The organism is Melissospora conviva (genome assembly GCF_049523535.1).
Lineage (GTDB): Bacteria > Actinomycetota > Actinomycetes > Mycobacteriales > Micromonosporaceae > Melissospora > Melissospora conviva.
On record NZ_JBLLDT010000010.1, the window covers coordinates 56208 to 70832 of the forward strand.

Sequence of the window (14625 nt, forward strand, 5' to 3'; positions counted from 1 at the left end):
CATGCCGGAGTGGAAACCGACTGCCTCTTCTGCCGCATCGTCGCCGGGGAGATCCCGGCCACCATCGTCCGGGAGACCGAGCGAACGCTCGCCTTCCGTGACATCGACCCGAAAGCGCCGACGCACGTGCTGGTGATCCCCAAGGAGCACTACGGCGACGTGGCGGTGCTCGCCGAGAGCGACCCGGGGCTCGCCGGTGAGGTGCTCGCCACCGCCGGCGCGGTCGCCGAAGCCGAGGGACTGCTCGGGGACGGCTTCCGGCTGATGTTCAACACCGGGGTCAACGGCGGGCAGGAGGTCTTCCACGTCCACGCCCACGTGCTCGGTGGCGCTCCGCTCGGCCCGATGATCGCCCGCTGATGACCGACGTCGCGGCCCGACTGACCCGGTTGGTGCAGCGCGCCCAGGCCGAGGCGCGCATCCCCGCGCTGACGGTGGCGCTGCACCGCGCCGACCGGCCGCTGTGGCGCTGCGCGGTCGGGACCACCGGCAACGCCGCCCGGTTGAGCGCCGACACCCCGATGCGGATGGGTTCGGTCACCAAGACCTTCACGGCCGTACTGGTGATGCAGTGCCGTCAGGACGGGCTGCTCGACCTCGACGACCCGATCTCCCGGCACCTCGACGTGCCGGCCCACGGCGAGCTGACCGTACGGCGGCTGCTGTCGCACACCTCCGGCCTGCAGCGCGAGCCGTACGGCGACGTCTGGGACACCCTGTCGGCCCCGGACGTACGCGGGCTCCTGGCCGACCTGGAGCGGGTCGAGCGGGTGCTGCCGCCGGGCCGGCGGTTCCACTACTCCAACCTCGGCATGGCGCTGCTCGGGCACCTCGTCGGCCGGCTGCGCGGCGGGACCTGGGCCGAGGTGCTCGCCGAGCGGATCCTGGAGCCGCTGGCCCTGTCCAGCGTCACACTGCGGTCGGGCCCCGGCGCCGCCACGGGTTTCCTGGTCGACGCCTACTCCGACCACGCCCACCCGGAGCCGGAGCTGGACCTCGGTGCGGTCGCGCCGGCCGCGCAGCTCTGGGGCAGCGCTCCCGATCTGGCCCGCTGGGCGGCCTTCCTGGCCGATCCGGCGGCGATGGACCCGGCGGGCACGGTGCTGAGCGCGCCGGCCCTGGACGAGATGCGCTGGCCGGCCACGGTCAGCGACGAGGCCGCCTGGAACAGCGGCTTCGGGCTCGGGCTGATCCTGGTGCCGATGGCCGACCGGGTGGTGCACGTCGGGCACGACGGGGCGATGCCCGGCTTCCTGGCCAGCGTCTACGGCCGCCGCGGCGGCCCGGACACCGCACCGGCGATGGGGGTGGCGGTTCTCGGCTCCTCCGGCACCGCCGGCGTGGTCAACGAGCTCTCCCACCAGCTGCTCGCGGCCGCCGCCGAGCACGACCCGCCCCGGATCGCCGCCTGGGCGCCGGGAGAGCCGGCCCCCGCGCCGTACCGGGAGCTGCTCGGCCGCTGGTGGGGCGAGGGCAACGAGTACGTCTTCGGCTGGCACGACGGCGCTCTGCGGGCGCATGCGGTCGACGCCCCGGCAGGCAGGCCGCCGGCGGTCTTCGCCCCGTTGCCGGGCCGGCCTGATCTGCTGCGCACCGTCTCCGGCCGGGAGGTCGGCGAGCTGCTGCGGCTGACCCGCGACGGGCAGGGACGGGTGGTGCGTATGCACTGGGCCACGTACCGCTTCACCCGGCGGCAGGAGGCCTTCGACGGCTTCGACTTCCGCGCTCCCGACTGAGCGGGCCTGCCGGTGGGGTGCGCGGTGCGGTGGGCCGCCGGCCGGGCGGAAATGGATCGGGTGCGGACCGGGCCGACCGGATACGATGGAGACCAACGACCGCACGCCGCGCCGCCAGGCGCGACGCCTGATTTCGGAAGCAGGTGGCGCAGGGCCCGCGGGCCCGATCTATGACCGGCACTCCGCCTCCCGGACAGCTCCGGGCACAGACCAGGATCACGGTGCCCAATCCCAAGATCATGGTCAATCTGCTCGGCACCGGTGACGAGATCCTGCGCCTCATCGAACGCTCGGTGCGCAGCGACGTCCACGTACGCGGCAACGAGATCACCATCACCGGCACCCCCGCAGAGAACGCCAGCGCCGAGCGGCTCTTCACCGAACTGCTCGAACTCATCGAGAAGGGCGAGACGCTGACCAGCGACGCCGTGCGACGTACCGCGACCATGCTCGAGCAGGACGGCGGTGAGCGCCCGGCCGAGGTGCTCACCCTCAACATCCTCTCCCGGCGCGGGCGCACAATCCGGCCCAAGACCCTCGGGCAGAAGAAGTACGTCGACGCCATCGACGCGCACACCATCGTCTTCGGCATCGGCCCCGCCGGCACCGGCAAGACCTACCTGGCGATGGCGAAGGCCGTCCAGGCGCTCCAGGCCAAGCAGGTCAACCGGATCATCCTGACCCGTCCCGCCGTCGAGGCGGGCGAACGGCTCGGCTTCCTGCCCGGCACTCTCAACGAGAAGATCGACCCGTATCTGCGTCCGCTCTACGACGCACTGCACGACATGCTCGACCCCGAGTCGATCCCCAGGCTGATGGCGGCCGGGACCATCGAGGTGGCGCCGCTGGCGTACATGAGGGGCCGTACCCTCAATGACGCGTTCATCATCCTGGACGAGGCGCAGAACACCACGCCCGAGCAGATGAAGATGTTCCTCACCCGGCTGGGCTTCGGCTCCAAGATCGTGGTGACCGGGGACATCACCCAGGTCGACCTCCCCGGCAGCACCACCAGCGGCCTGCGGGTGGTGCGGGAGATCCTGCAGAACGTGGAGGACGTGCACTTCGCCGCGCTCTCCAGCGCCGACGTCGTCCGCCACCAGCTGGTCGGGGAGATCGTCGACGCGTACGCCCGCTGGGACGCCGACCGGGACAGCCAGCAGGGCCAGCCGGTGCACGCAGCGCCGGGACGCAACGCCCAGGCCGGCCGGACCGGCCGGAACCGCTAGACCGTCAAGGGAAGAGACAAGTTGTCCATCGAGATCGCCAACGAGTCCGGCGTCACCGTCGACACCGACGCCGTACTCGCCGTTGCCCGCTACGCCCTCGACGAGATGGGGGTCAACCCCCTCGCCGAGCTCTCCGTACTGCTGGTGGACGTGGACTACATGGCGGAGCTCAACCACCGCTGGATGGGTGGGGACGGGCCGACCGACGTGCTCGCCTTCCCCATGGACGAGGGCAACGTCGACCACGGGCCGGGGGAGAGCACCCCGGGTGGCGAGCCGGCCCTGCTCGGCGACATCGTCCTCTGCCCGGAGATCGCGGCCAAGCAGGCCGTCACCGCCGGGCACAGCGCCGCCGACGAGCTGCACCTGCTGACCGTGCACGGTGTGCTGCACCTGCTCGGCTACGACCACGCCGAGCCGGAGGAGGAGCGGGAGATGTTCACCCTTCAGGCCCGGCTGTTGACCAGCTGGCAGGCGGCACGGAGCAGCTGATGCCCGCACCTCTGACGCTGGCCGCTCCGGCCGGCCTCGCCGCCGGCTCCGCCGGCCTGCCCGACCTGCAACTGCTCTTCATCGCCGCGGCGCTGGTGGTGCTCGCCGGTCTGATCGCGATGACCGAGGCGGCGCTGTCGGTCATCTCCGCGGCCCGGGTCGCCGAACTCGTCCGTGACGAGGTCCGCGGCGCCGCCACCCTCCAGCTCGTCGTGGCCGATGTCGTCCGCCACCTCAACCTGCTGCTCCTGCTGCGTCTGCTCTGCGAGATGAGCGCGACGACGCTGGTGGCGCTGGTGGCGGTCGACACCTTCGGCGCCGGCTGGCTGGCGGCCCTGGCAGCTGCCGGGGTGATGACGGTGGTCAGCTTCGTCGCCGTCGGCGTCGGGCCCCGCACCCTCGGCCGGCAGCACGCCTACGCCGTCGGCCGCAACGTCGCGCCCCTGGTACGCGGTCTCGGCCGCGCCCTCAACCCGCTCGCCTCCCTGCTGATCCTGATCGGCAACGCGGTCACCCCCGGCCGGGGTTTCCGCGAGGGCCCCTTCGCCACCCAGGTGGAGCTGCGTGAACTGGTCGACCTGGCCGAGCAGCGCGGCGTGGTCGAGCACGGCGAGCGGCAGATGATCCATTCCGTCTTCGCGCTGGGCGACACCATCGCCCGCGAGGTGATGGTGCCCCGCACCGAGATGGTCTGGATCGAGTCGCACAAGACACTCGCCCAGGCCCGCGCTCTCTTCCTGCGTTCGGGCTTCTCCCGGATCCCGGTGGTCGGGGAGAACGTCGACGACGTGCTCGGCGTGCTCTATCTCAAGGACGTCATCCGCCGCGCCCAGGGCGGCGACCCGGCGACCGACGGCCTGCCGGTGGCCGAGTTGATGCGGCCGGCGATCTTCGTGCCGGAGTCCAAGCCGGTCGACGACCTGCTCTCCGAGATGCAGGCGGCCCGTACCCATCTGGTGATCGTCGTGGACGAGTACGGCGGCACCGGCGGCCTGGTCACCATCGAGGACATCCTCGAGGAGATCGTCGGTGAGATCACCGACGAGTACGACGTCGAGCGTCCCCCGGTGGAGCGGCTCGACGACGGCACGGTGCGGGTCACCGCCCGGCTGTCGGTGGAGGACCTCGGCGAGGTCTTCGACGTGGAGCTGCCGGCCGACGAGGTGGAGACGGTCGGGGGCCTGCTCGCGCAGGCGCTCGGACGGGTGCCGATCCCGGGTGCGCGGGCCGAGGTCCGCGGGCTGCTCCTGGTCGCCGAGGGCACCACCGGACGCCGGAACCGCATCGACACCATCCTGGTCCGGCCGGCCGAACCCGAGGAGCGCGCCTCGGACCGGAAGAATTCGCGCAGCACCGGATCCCACGAGAATCAGCGTCAACCAGAGGAGAGGCAACCCGCCGATGCCTGACACATCCGCCGCGTCGACCGTCGCCGTCGTGCCGACCGAGGAGCCCACCGAACTCGCGGCCGAGGACGCCAAGCTGGTGACGCTGGCCCGCAGCGCCCGCGCCCGGATCGGCGCGGTCGAGGGTGCCGCGGTGCGTGACCAGGACGGCCGTACCTACGCCGCGGCAAGCGTCGCCCTGCCCTCCCTGGCCATCACGGCGCTGCAGCTCGCCGTCGCCTCGGCGGCGGCGTCGGGGGCGTCCCGGCTGGAGGCGGCGGCAGTGGTGACCGAGGCCTCCACCCTCGACGGCGCCGGCCACAGCGCCGTGCGGGATCTCTCCGCCGAGGCGCCGATCTACGTCGCCTCCCCCGACGGCACCGTCCTGGGCACGGTCGTCCAGTGACGGGCCGTCCTGAGCGCGGTGGCGCCGCTGACCGCTTCTCCCACGGCGCACCGGGTCCCGACGGCGCGCCGTACCGGGCCGGGTTCGCCTGTTTCGTGGGGCGGCCCAACGCCGGCAAGTCGACGCTGACGAACGCGATCATCGGCCAGAAGATCGCGATCACCTCGAACAAGCCCCAGACCACCCGGCACATCATCCGGGGGGTCCTGCACCGCCCCGACTCCCAGCTGGTGCTGGTGGACACCCCGGGTCTGCACCGTCCGCGCACACTGCTCGGCGAGCGCCTCAACGATCTGGTCCGCCAGACGTGGAGCGAGGTCGACGTGATCGGCCTCTGCATTCCGGCGGACGAGGCCGTCGGGCGTGGCGACCGGTTCATCACCGGCGAGATGGCGGAGCTGAAGGCGACCCTCGTCGCGGTGGTCACCAAGACCGACCTGGTCGACCGCAAGCGCCTGGCGGAGCAGCTGCTGGCGGTCAGCGAGCTGGCCGACTTCGCTGCGGTGGTGCCGGTCAGCGCGGTCTCCGGGCATCAGGTGGAGACGCTGGTCGACGTGATGACCGGCTATCTGCCACCGTCGCCGCAGCTCTACCCGGACGACATGCTCACCGACGATCCGGAGCAGGTGATGGTCGCCGAGCTGATCCGGGAGGCGGCCCTGGAGGGTGTCCGGGACGAGTTGCCGCACTCGATCGCCGTGGTCGTCGAGGAGATGATCCCCGAGGAGCACTTCATCAAGATCTTCGCCGACCTCTACATCGAGCGGCCCAGCCAGAAGGCGATCGTGATCGGCGCGCGGGGCAGCCGGCTCAAGGACGTCGGCATCCGGGCCCGCAAGCAGATCGAGGAGCTGCTCGGCTCGAAGGTCTACCTCGACCTCCACGTGCGGGTGGCCAAGGACTGGCAGCGGGATCCGAAGCAGCTGCGCAAGCTCGGCTTCTGACCCGGGCAGACAGGGCTTCGGGCCTGAATCCGCATATTTCGATATGTCGGCACTTCGCAAGACATAGGGGCTATGCGATTCGTCACGAATCGACCCCCGTGTGGATTGGATGCACCTTGGGACGGGGAGGGTAGGAGGAACGCCTCCCGCCCCGTCCCATAGATGCAGACTGATGCGAAACCGATACCTGGACCTGCTGCGCTTCCTCGCGATCGTCAGAGTCGTCGTCTATCACGTCACCGGCTCGGCCATGATGACGATCGCCTTTCCAGCGATGTCCGTGATGTTCGCGCTCGCCGGCTCCATGATGGCCGCCTCGATCGACCGCTCCGGCGTGTCCGCGATCGGCCGCCGGCTGCGCCGGTTGCTGCCCTCGCTCTGGGTGCTCGCGGCGGTCTTCGTCCCGGCGATGCTGCTGACCGGGCTGGCGTTCAACTGGAAGCTGCTGCTCTGGGTGGTCCCGCTCACCGACCCCCCGGCCGCGCCCACCACCGGCGACTGGGGAGCCATCTCGCTCAGCGTGGTCTGGTATCTGCGGGACTTCCTCTGGTTCGTGCTCGTCTCGCCGCTGGCGTTGCGCCTGTTCCGCCGGGCCCCGCTGCCGGTGCTGCTGACGCCGTACGTCTTCCTGCTGGTGCTGGAGTTCGGCGGCGTCGTGGCCCATCCGGTGGTGCGGGACTTCGGTCTCTACTTCGGCGCCTGGATGCTCGGCTTCGCCCACCACGACGGCCTGTTGCAGCGGCTGTCCCGTCGGCTGCTGCTGACCCTGGTCACCGTCCTCGGCGTCACCGGCCTCGCCTGGGCCTTCACGCACCAGGGGGCGCGCAGCTACGACCTCAACGACATTCCGCTGGCCAACGCGCTCTGGTCGGCCGCCTTCATCCTGGTGGTGCTCGGTTTCGCGCCGGCCGGCGCGGCCTGGGTCGACCGCAGCCCCCTCTTCGGCCGAATCGTGACGATCTTCAATCGGCGGGCGCTGACCATCTATCTCTGGCACATGCCCTTCGTCGCCCTCGTCACGCCTCTGGTGGACATCGCCGGCTGGACCCACGAGGACCCGGTGGGGCGAGCCGTGCGAGTCTGCCTGGTCTTCGCGCTGGTCTGCATTCCGGTCGCGCTCTTCGGCTGGATCGAGGACATCGCCGCGCGACGGCGACCGGAACTCGTGCCGGGTGGCCCGGTACGAGTGCCGGCCGACTCGCCGGCGCCGCCCGCCGATCGGGAACCGGAGGCGGCCGAGGACAACGGAGCGCGGCGGGTCAACGCGGGTCGGTCGTGATGTCCCCGCTGCCGGTGCAGGCGCCGTAGCGGGCCGGCGGCGGATCACGGGAATTGCCGGGGAAGACCCCGACCCGCCCCGGCGCGTGACCGCCGGGGGAGAATGGGCCGGTGTCCGGATACCGCCGCCAGCTCTACCGCGACGACGCGCTCGTCCTGCGGGTGCAGAAGCTCGGTGAGTCGGACCGGATCATCACGCTGCTGACCCGTCGGCACGGCCGGCTGCGGGCGGTCGCCCGGGGCGTCCGGCGCACCTCGTCGCGCTTCGGCGCCCGGCTGGAGCCCTTCGGGCACATCGACGTGCAGCTCGCCGGGGATCCGCAGGGCAACGTCGGCAGTTCGCTGCAGAGCGTCAGCCAGGTCGAGGGGATCGACCTCTACGGCAAGCGGTTCCTGGCCGACTATCCGCGGTACACGGCGGCGAGCGCCATCGCCGAGACCGCCGAGCGGCTGACCCCGGTGGAGCGGGAGCCGGCGCTGCGGTTGTTCCAGCTCACCCTCGGGGCGTTGCGGGCGCTGGCCGCCGGTGAGCACGCCGGCACGCTCGTCCTCGACGCGTACCTGTTGCGGTCGATGGCCCTGGCGGGCTGGGCGCCGGCGCTGGCCGCCTGCGCGGTCTGCGGCACGCCCGGGCAGCACCGGGCCTTCTCGGTGCCGGCCGGCGGCGCGGTCTGCCCGGACTGCCGTCCGCCCGGCGCGGCGCACCCGGCGCCGGCCACCATCGAGCTGATGTCGGCGTTGACGACCGGGGACTGGCGGATCGCCGATGCGACCGGGACCGGCGTCCAGCGCGAGTGCAGCGGGCTGGTCGCGGCGCATCTGCAGTGGCACCTGGAGCGCGGGTTACGCTCGCTGCCGCTGGTGGACCGTGATCATCCGGCGCCGGCAGGCCGGCAACGGCAGGAGACAGGGGAGCAGGAACAGTGATGCGATCGATGAGGGGCCGCCGGACGGCGGTCGCTGCGCCCACCCCGCACCCCTCCGGCGCCCGTCCGCCGGCGCTGCCGCCCGAGGCGCTGCCGAAGCACGTCGCGGTGGTCATGGACGGCAACGGCCGTTGGGCCAAGGATCGCGGCCTGCCGCGTACCAAGGGGCACGAGGCCGGCGAGTCCTCGCTCTTCGACACCGTCGAGGGCGCCATCGAGATGGGGATTCCCTACCTGTCGGCGTACGCCTTCTCCACCGAGAACTGGCGGCGTTCGCCGGAGGAGGTGCGCTTCCTGATGGGCTTCAACCGGGACGTGATCCGCCGGCGCCGGGACCAGCTGGTCGACCTCGGGGTGCGGGTGGTCTGGTCGGGGCGGCGCGGCCGGCTCTGGAAGAGCGTGATCAGCGAGCTGGAGACCGCGGAGGAGATGTCGCGGGGCAACTCGGTGCTGACGCTGCAGTTCTGCGTCAACTACGGCGGCCAGGCGGAGATCGCCGATGCGGCGGCCGCGATCGCCCGGGACGTCGCCGCCGGCAAGTTGGACCCCGAGAAGATCAACGAGAAGATGATCGCCAAGTACCTCTACCACCCCGAGGTTCCCGACGTCGATCTCTTCCTGCGTCCGTCGGGGGAGCAGCGCATCTCCAACTTCCTGCTCTGGCAGTCCGCCTACGCCGAGCTGGTCGTCCTGGACACCCTCTGGCCGGATTTCGACCGCCGGCACCTCTGGTACGCCTGTGAGCTCTACGCCCAGCGGGACCGGCGCTTCGGTGGGGCGATCCCGAACCCGGTCGCCCCGGTCACGGCCGCGCCGGCCGGCCGGTGAGCCGGTCCCGGCCCGGGCCGGGACGCCGCGGTTGACGCCACCGTCCGCCAGGTTCCGCACCGTACTTTGGGATCCGCTGGATCATCTCGCTATGCTCACCTAGCGTGCTGTTGCAAGATATTGGCAACAGCCAGAACTGGGTGATTGAGAGGCATCGTTGTGATGACCGTATCCGGGCGGCGTACCCGGCCCGCCCTCGTGGCCGGGCTGGCGGTGCTCGGCCTGCTCGCTGTCGGCTGCACCGATCCCCGCGACAGCGCCTCCGATCCCGGCTCGATCGTGCTCGCCGACGCGTACGAACCGGAGACCCTCAACCCGATCGCCGGCTACTCCGAGACCGGCGAGAGCAAGATCCACGACGGGCTCTTCCGGATCGCGTCGGCCGGCGCCGACGGCCGGCCCCGGATCGAACCGGCGCTCGCCGCCGCGCCGGCCGAGATCAGCGCCGACGCCCGCGAATGGACCATCACACTCCGCGACGGGGTGCACTTCCATGACGGCAGCGCCTTCGACGCCGACGACGTGGTCGCCACCTATCGCGCGATCCTCGACCCGGCCGTCTCCTCGCCGCTGGTCAGCTCCTACGAGATGATCGACAGCGTCGAGAAGGCCGACGGGAACGCCGTGCGCTTCCGGCTCAAGTACTCCTACGCCCCCTTCGACCGCAAACTGCTGCTCGGCATCGTCCCCAGCGAGGCGCTCGCCACCCCGGCCCCGGTCACCGAGTCGGCGATGAACAACGCACCGGTCGGCACCGGGCCGTACAAGCTGGAGTCCTGGCGCAAGGGCAGCCAGCTCGTGCTGGTCGCCAACGACGCGTACTGGGACGGCGTGCCGCAGGTCAAGAAGCTGACGTACGTCATCGCCGCCGACGACAACACCCGCGCCCAGCGCACCACCAGCGGCGAGTTCGACGGCGCCTGGCTGCCCCCGAAGCTCGCCGGCACCTTCGCCGACACCGACGGCTACACCGTCGTGGCCCACCCCAGCGCCGACTGGCGCTCGGTGAGCCTGCCCGCCGGCGACCCGGTCGCCGGCGACCCGGCCATCCGGCTCGCCCTCAACCACGCCGTCGACCGGCAGGCGATGGTCGACAGCATCCTCGCCGGCTACGGCGCGCCCGCGTACACGCCCGTCTCCGACGCCTTCGGCGACTACCACGACGCTGCCGTGACCTTCGCCCACGACCCGGCGAAGGCGGAGCAGCTCCTGGACGCCGCGGGCTGGCAGACCGGCGCCGACGGCATCCGGGTCCGCGACGGAAAGCGCGCCGCCTTCACGCTGATGTACTTTCCGACCGACATCCTGCGCCGCGACCTGAGCCTCGCCTTCGCCTCCGACGCCAAAAAGATCGGCATCGAGGTCAGCCTGGACGCCGTCGACCGCCCGCAGTTCCGGCCCCGGATCCCCGCCGACGCCAGCCTGGTCGGCGGCGGCGACAACCCGTACGACCCGGACACCCAGCTCTATCCGACGCTGCACTCCCGCTACGCCGACCACGACGCCGCCAACCCGTTCCGCAACCCCAGCGGGCACCGCGACGCCGAAGTCGACGCGGCGCTCGACGCCGGCCGGCGCACCACCGACGAAGCCGCCCGGCAGGAGGCCTACCGCACCGTCCAGGCCGAGTACGCCGCCGACCCGTCGCACGTGATGCTGGTCTTCCTGCACCACACGTACGTGATGAAGGACGGCGGCTGGACCGGCACGACGCCGGTGCTGGAGCCGCACGCCCACGGCGTCACCTGGGGTCCGTGGTGGAACATCGAGGACTGGACGCGTCAGTGACGATCCTGCGGCTGGTGCTGCACCGGGCGCTGGTCGCCGTACCGGTCCTCGCGCTGGTCTCCGTGGCGATCTTCGTGCTGGCCGCGGTCTCACCCTTCGATCCGCTCTCGGCCTACCTCGGTGACCGGTACCTGACGATGGACCCGGCCGACCAGGCCCGGCTCGCCGCACAGCTGGGCTTCGACGACGCGCTGCCGCAGCGCTACCTGCACTGGGTCGGCGACCTGCTCACCGGCGACCTCGGCACCTCGCTCTGGCTGCGCCAGCCGGTCGCCGAGGTGATCACCGAGCGGCTGCCCTGGACCGTGCTGCTGGTGGCGGTCGCGATGGTGCTCGCCACCACCACCGCCCTGGTGCTGGGGATCTGGTCGGCGTGGCGCCAGGGCGGCTGGGTCGACCGGGCCGTCACCGGCCTCAGCCACGCCATCGAGGGCGTCCCGCCGTTCGTGGTGGCGCTCGGCGCGATCGCGATATTCGGGCTCGGACTGGCCTGGCTGCCGGTGGCCGGCCTGACCGACGCCGGCGCGGAGATCACCGTCGGGCAGGTGGCCCGCCACCTGGTGCTGCCGGCGACCGTGCTGGCGATCTCGCAGACCCCGGTGCTGCTGCTGCACGTACGCCAGTCGCTGCTGGCGGCGCTCACCGAGGACCACGTCGCCGGCGCGCGTACCCGTGGGCTGCCCGAGGCGCGGGTGGTGCTGCGGCACGCCCTGCCCGGGGCGCTGCTGCCCTTCACCACCGTGCTCGGCGCGCGCGTCGCCGAGGTCGTCACCGGCGCGATGCTGGTCGAGGAGGTCTTCTCCTGGCCGGGCGTGGCGCAGGCGGTGATCGGGGCGGCGAGCGCCGTCGACTTCCCGCTGCTCGCCGCGCTGACCCTGCTGGCAACCGTCGCCGTGCTGCTCGGCTCGCTGCTGGCGGACGTGGCGTACACGCTGCTCGACCCCCGGGTGCGTCTCGATGGCTGAGCGGACTCTGCACGCGCCGCCCGCCGCGCCCGTCCCGGCGGGCGACGGCGGCTGGATCAGCGCCGCCCGGCCGCGCGCGGGCATGCCGCGCGGGCCACGCCGGCCCGGCTGGACGCGCCCGGCGCTCGGTATCACCCTGCTCGTGCTCCTGGTCTCCTACGCGCTCCTGACGCCCTGGCTGGCCGGCCTGGACGAGCGGCTCACCGACCACGGACGGGCGCTGCTCGCGCCCGGCGCCGGCGGCTGGTTCGGGACCGACTCCGCCGGCCGGGACCTCTTCGTGCGTACCGCCGCCGGGCTGCGGGTGTCGCTGCTGGTGGCCGCGGTCTGCGCGGTGGTCTCCACGGTGATCGGCACCCTGGTCGGGGCGTTCTCCGGCATCGCCGGCGGCTGGGTCGACCAGCTCGTCATGCGGCTGATCGACACCGTGAACTCGGTGCCGCACCTGCTGCTCGGCATCGTCATCGTCGCCCTCTACGGCGGCGGGCTGACCGCGGTGATCGTGGCGATCGCGCTGACCCACTGGTCGTCGGTCGCCCGTATCGTGCGCGCCGAGGTGCTCTCGCTGCGCGACCGCGAGTTCATCGACGCCGCCGTGGCCGGCGGGGCCTCCCGGTGGCGGGTGACCCGGCGGCACCTGCTGCCGGCCGTCGTGCCGCAGGCCGCTCTCGCCACGGTGCTGATGCTGCCGCACGCCGTCTGGCACGAGACCGCGCTGAGCTTCCTGGGGCTCGGCCTGCCCCCGCACACCGCCAGCCTCGGCATTCTCCTCGACGAGGCGCGGGAAGCGGTGATGCTCGGCGCCTGGTGGCCGCTGGTCTTCCCGTCCGCCGCGCTGGTCATCGCCACCCTGGCCGTGGCGACCTGCGGCGCGGCCCTGCGGGACCGGCTGGTGCCGCGCCGACGGACGGAGCTGTCGCTGTGAACGCCGCACTGGAGTTGCGGGACCTGTCGGTGCGCTTCCACACCGGCGGCCACCGCCGCGCCGTGGTGCAGGCCGCGATCGACGTCTCGCTGCGGCTGCACCCCGGCCGGATCCTGGCCCTGGTCGGGGAGAGCGGCTGCGGCAAGTCGGTGCTGACCTCGGCGATCCTGGGGCTGCTGCCCGCCAACGCCGAGGTGCGCGGGGAGGTGCTGCTCGGCGGCGCCGACGACACCGCGCCGCTGGAGCTGCTGCGCTGCCCCGAGCAGGTCCTCGCCGGTCGCGTCCGGGGCCGCCGGGTGGCGCTGGTGCCGCAGTCGGCCACCACCCACCTCACCCCGGTACGCACCGTCCGTGACCAGCTCGCCGAGACCGTCGCGATGCTCGCCCGGCCCGCCGGCACCCGCCGGACCCGCCCCGGGCGCGCCGAACGGGCGGCCCTGCGGGAACGCTGCGACGCGCTCGCCGTCCGGGCCGGACTGGACCCGGCCCACCTCGACCGCTACCCGCACGAGCTCTCCGGCGGGATGGCCCAGCGTGCCGCGCTGACCTTCGCGCTCGCCGCCGACGCGCCGGTGCTGCTGGCCGACGAGCCGACCGCCGGACTGGACCGGCCGCTGGTGCGCCAGACCCTCGGCGCGCTGCGCGAACTCGCCGATCAGGGCCGCGCCGTACTGCTGATCACCCACGACATCGCCGCCGCCGAGGAGGTCGCCGACGACCTCGCGGTGATGTACGCCGCCCGGCTCGTCGAGACCGGCCCGGCCGCGCGGGTACTCGCCGACCCGTGGCACGACTACACCCGCGGGCTGCTCGGCGCGCTGCCGCGCAACGGTCTGGTGCCGATCCCCGGCCAGCCGCCGGAGCTGTCGGCGCTGCCGACGGGCTGCGCCTTCCACACCCGGGTGCCGGGGGAGTGCGACGGCGCGGGGGCGCTGCGCGCGTACGGCGATCGGGCGGTGGCCTGCCGGCCCGCGCCGGTGCCGGCCGGCGTCGCCGAGAAGGAGGACGTGTCGTGCTGACCGCCGAGAACGTGACATTCGGATACCGGCGCGGCGAACCGGTGCTGCGCGACGCCGCCCTGTCGATCGCCCCCGGCGAGGTGGTCGGGCTGGCCGGTCCGAGCGGCTGCGGCAAGTCCACCCTGGTGCGGGTCCTCACCCTGCTGCAGCGCCCCTGGTCGGGACGGGTGCTGCTGGACGGCGTCCCGGTCGACGGGTTCCGCTACCGGGCACCACGGGCGGCGCGGACGGCGATCGGGGTGGTCTTCCAGTCGCCGCGCCGGTCGGTCGATCCGCGGCTGCGGTTGCGGGATGTGATCGCCGAGCCGTTGCGTGCCAACCGGGTCCGCGCCGACCAGCCGGCGCGGGTGGCCGAGGTGGCGGAGCTGGTCGGGCTCACCGACGACCTGCTGGGCCGGCTGCCGCACGAGGTCAGCGACGGCCAGCTGCAGCGCGCCTGCCTGGCCCGGGCGCTGGTGCTGCGCCCCCGGTACCTGATCTGCGACGAGATGACCGCGATGCTCGACGCCTCCACCACCGCCGCGCTGGTCCAGGCGGTACGCGCCGTCGTGGCCGAACGGGAGCTGGGGGTGCTGGCCGTCAGCCACGACGAGGAGCTGCTCGCCGTCTGGGCGCACCGGGTGACCCGCCTGTCGTCCCAGGAGTCCGGTTCGCGGACCGTGGCCGCATAGCCGCCGACGAGACGGGGTATTGAGTCTGCGTCG

The 14625-nt window shown here is 72.6% G+C and carries 15 protein-coding genes; all 15 read left to right on the top strand.

Going from position 1 to position 14625, the window contains the following annotated elements:
• The first annotated feature begins 9 nt into the window (after positions 1-9).
• Positions 10-360 (top strand): histidine triad nucleotide-binding protein, encoded by a 351-nt coding sequence (locus ACK8GG_RS19620; protein WP_440350689.1) that lies wholly within the window; start codon positions 10-12, stop codon positions 358-360.
• The gene (locus ACK8GG_RS19625; RefSeq protein ID WP_440356946.1) at positions 360-1736 is read left to right on the top strand and encodes a serine hydrolase domain-containing protein; all 1377 of its coding nucleotides are present in this window, start codon (positions 360-362) and stop codon (positions 1734-1736) included. Before ACK8GG_RS19620 ends, ACK8GG_RS19625 begins: the two co-directional genes overlap by 1 nt.
• Before the next feature lie 170 nt (positions 1737-1906).
• Entirely contained in the window at positions 1907-2965 is a 1059-nt protein-coding gene (locus ACK8GG_RS19630) for a PhoH family protein (RefSeq protein WP_440350687.1), read from the top strand.
• Positions 2966-2986: 21 nt separating this feature from the next.
• Positions 2987-3457 (top strand): rRNA maturation RNase YbeY, encoded by a 471-nt coding sequence (ybeY, locus tag ACK8GG_RS19635; RefSeq protein ID WP_440350686.1) that lies wholly within the window; start codon positions 2987-2989, stop codon positions 3455-3457.
• The gene (locus tag ACK8GG_RS19640; RefSeq protein ID WP_440350685.1) at positions 3457-4866 is read left to right on the top strand and encodes a hemolysin family protein; all 1410 of its coding nucleotides are present in this window, start codon (positions 3457-3459) and stop codon (positions 4864-4866) included. Before ybeY ends, ACK8GG_RS19640 begins: the two co-directional genes overlap by 1 nt.
• A complete protein-coding gene (locus tag ACK8GG_RS19645; RefSeq protein WP_440350684.1) occupies positions 4859-5248 on the top strand; it encodes a cytidine deaminase-like protein in 390 nt (129 codons plus the stop codon). The genes ACK8GG_RS19640 and ACK8GG_RS19645 overlap by 8 nt, the downstream gene beginning before the upstream one ends.
• The gene (gene era / locus ACK8GG_RS19650) at positions 5245-6192 is read left to right on the top strand and encodes a GTPase Era (protein WP_440356947.1); all 948 of its coding nucleotides are present in this window, start codon (positions 5245-5247) and stop codon (positions 6190-6192) included. Before ACK8GG_RS19645 ends, era begins: the two co-directional genes overlap by 4 nt.
• Positions 6193-6364: 172 nt before the next feature.
• On the top strand, positions 6365-7471 hold the full coding sequence (locus tag ACK8GG_RS19655; protein WP_440356948.1) for an acyltransferase family protein: 1107 nt from the start codon (positions 6365-6367) through the stop codon (positions 7469-7471).
• A 110-nt stretch (positions 7472-7581) separates the two neighbouring features.
• Positions 7582-8397, top strand: coding sequence for a DNA repair protein RecO (gene recO / locus ACK8GG_RS19660; RefSeq protein WP_440354961.1), 816 nt, complete (start codon positions 7582-7584; stop codon positions 8395-8397).
• Between the two features lie 8 nt (positions 8398-8405).
• Entirely contained in the window at positions 8406-9224 is an 819-nt protein-coding gene (locus tag ACK8GG_RS19665) for an isoprenyl transferase (protein ID WP_440356975.1), read from the top strand.
• Between the two features lie 162 nt (positions 9225-9386).
• On the top strand, positions 9387-11012 hold the full coding sequence (locus ACK8GG_RS19670) for an ABC transporter substrate-binding protein (protein WP_440354960.1): 1626 nt from the start codon (positions 9387-9389) through the stop codon (positions 11010-11012).
• Positions 11009-11977: an ABC transporter permease gene (locus ACK8GG_RS19675; protein ID WP_440354959.1), complete on the top strand. Its 969-nt coding sequence runs from the start codon at positions 11009-11011 to the stop codon at positions 11975-11977. The genes ACK8GG_RS19670 and ACK8GG_RS19675 overlap by 4 nt, the downstream gene beginning before the upstream one ends.
• Positions 11970-12902, top strand: a complete 933-nt coding sequence (locus ACK8GG_RS19680) for an ABC transporter permease (RefSeq protein ID WP_440354958.1) — start codon at positions 11970-11972, stop codon at positions 12900-12902. The genes ACK8GG_RS19675 and ACK8GG_RS19680 overlap by 8 nt, the downstream gene beginning before the upstream one ends.
• Positions 12899-13921, top strand: a complete 1023-nt coding sequence (locus ACK8GG_RS19685) for an ABC transporter ATP-binding protein (RefSeq protein WP_440350677.1) — start codon at positions 12899-12901, stop codon at positions 13919-13921. Before ACK8GG_RS19680 ends, ACK8GG_RS19685 begins: the two co-directional genes overlap by 4 nt.
• On the top strand, positions 13915-14592 hold the full coding sequence (locus ACK8GG_RS19690) for an ABC transporter ATP-binding protein (protein WP_440354957.1): 678 nt from the start codon (positions 13915-13917) through the stop codon (positions 14590-14592). The genes ACK8GG_RS19685 and ACK8GG_RS19690 overlap by 7 nt, the downstream gene beginning before the upstream one ends.
• The last annotated feature ends 33 nt before the right edge of the window (positions 14593-14625 follow it).

Coding starts and splice junctions, on each gene's coding strand:
- ACK8GG_RS19625 (WP_440356946.1), top strand. CDS start 360: ATGACCGACGTCGCGGCCCGACTGACCCGGTTGGTGCAGCGCGCCCAG.
- ACK8GG_RS19630 (WP_440350687.1), top strand. CDS start 1,907: ATGACCGGCACTCCGCCTCCCGGACAGCTCCGGGCACAGACCAGGATC.
- ACK8GG_RS19640 (WP_440350685.1), top strand. CDS start 3,457: ATGCCCGCACCTCTGACGCTGGCCGCTCCGGCCGGCCTCGCCGCCGGC.
- ACK8GG_RS19645 (WP_440350684.1), top strand. CDS start 4,859: ATGCCTGACACATCCGCCGCGTCGACCGTCGCCGTCGTGCCGACCGAG.
- ACK8GG_RS19655 (WP_440356948.1), top strand. CDS start 6,365: ATGCGAAACCGATACCTGGACCTGCTGCGCTTCCTCGCGATCGTCAGA.
- ACK8GG_RS19665 (WP_440356975.1), top strand. CDS start 8,406: ATGAGGGGCCGCCGGACGGCGGTCGCTGCGCCCACCCCGCACCCCTCC.
- ACK8GG_RS19670 (WP_440354960.1), top strand. CDS start 9,387: ATGACCGTATCCGGGCGGCGTACCCGGCCCGCCCTCGTGGCCGGGCTG.
- ACK8GG_RS19680 (WP_440354958.1), top strand. CDS start 11,970: ATGGCTGAGCGGACTCTGCACGCGCCGCCCGCCGCGCCCGTCCCGGCG.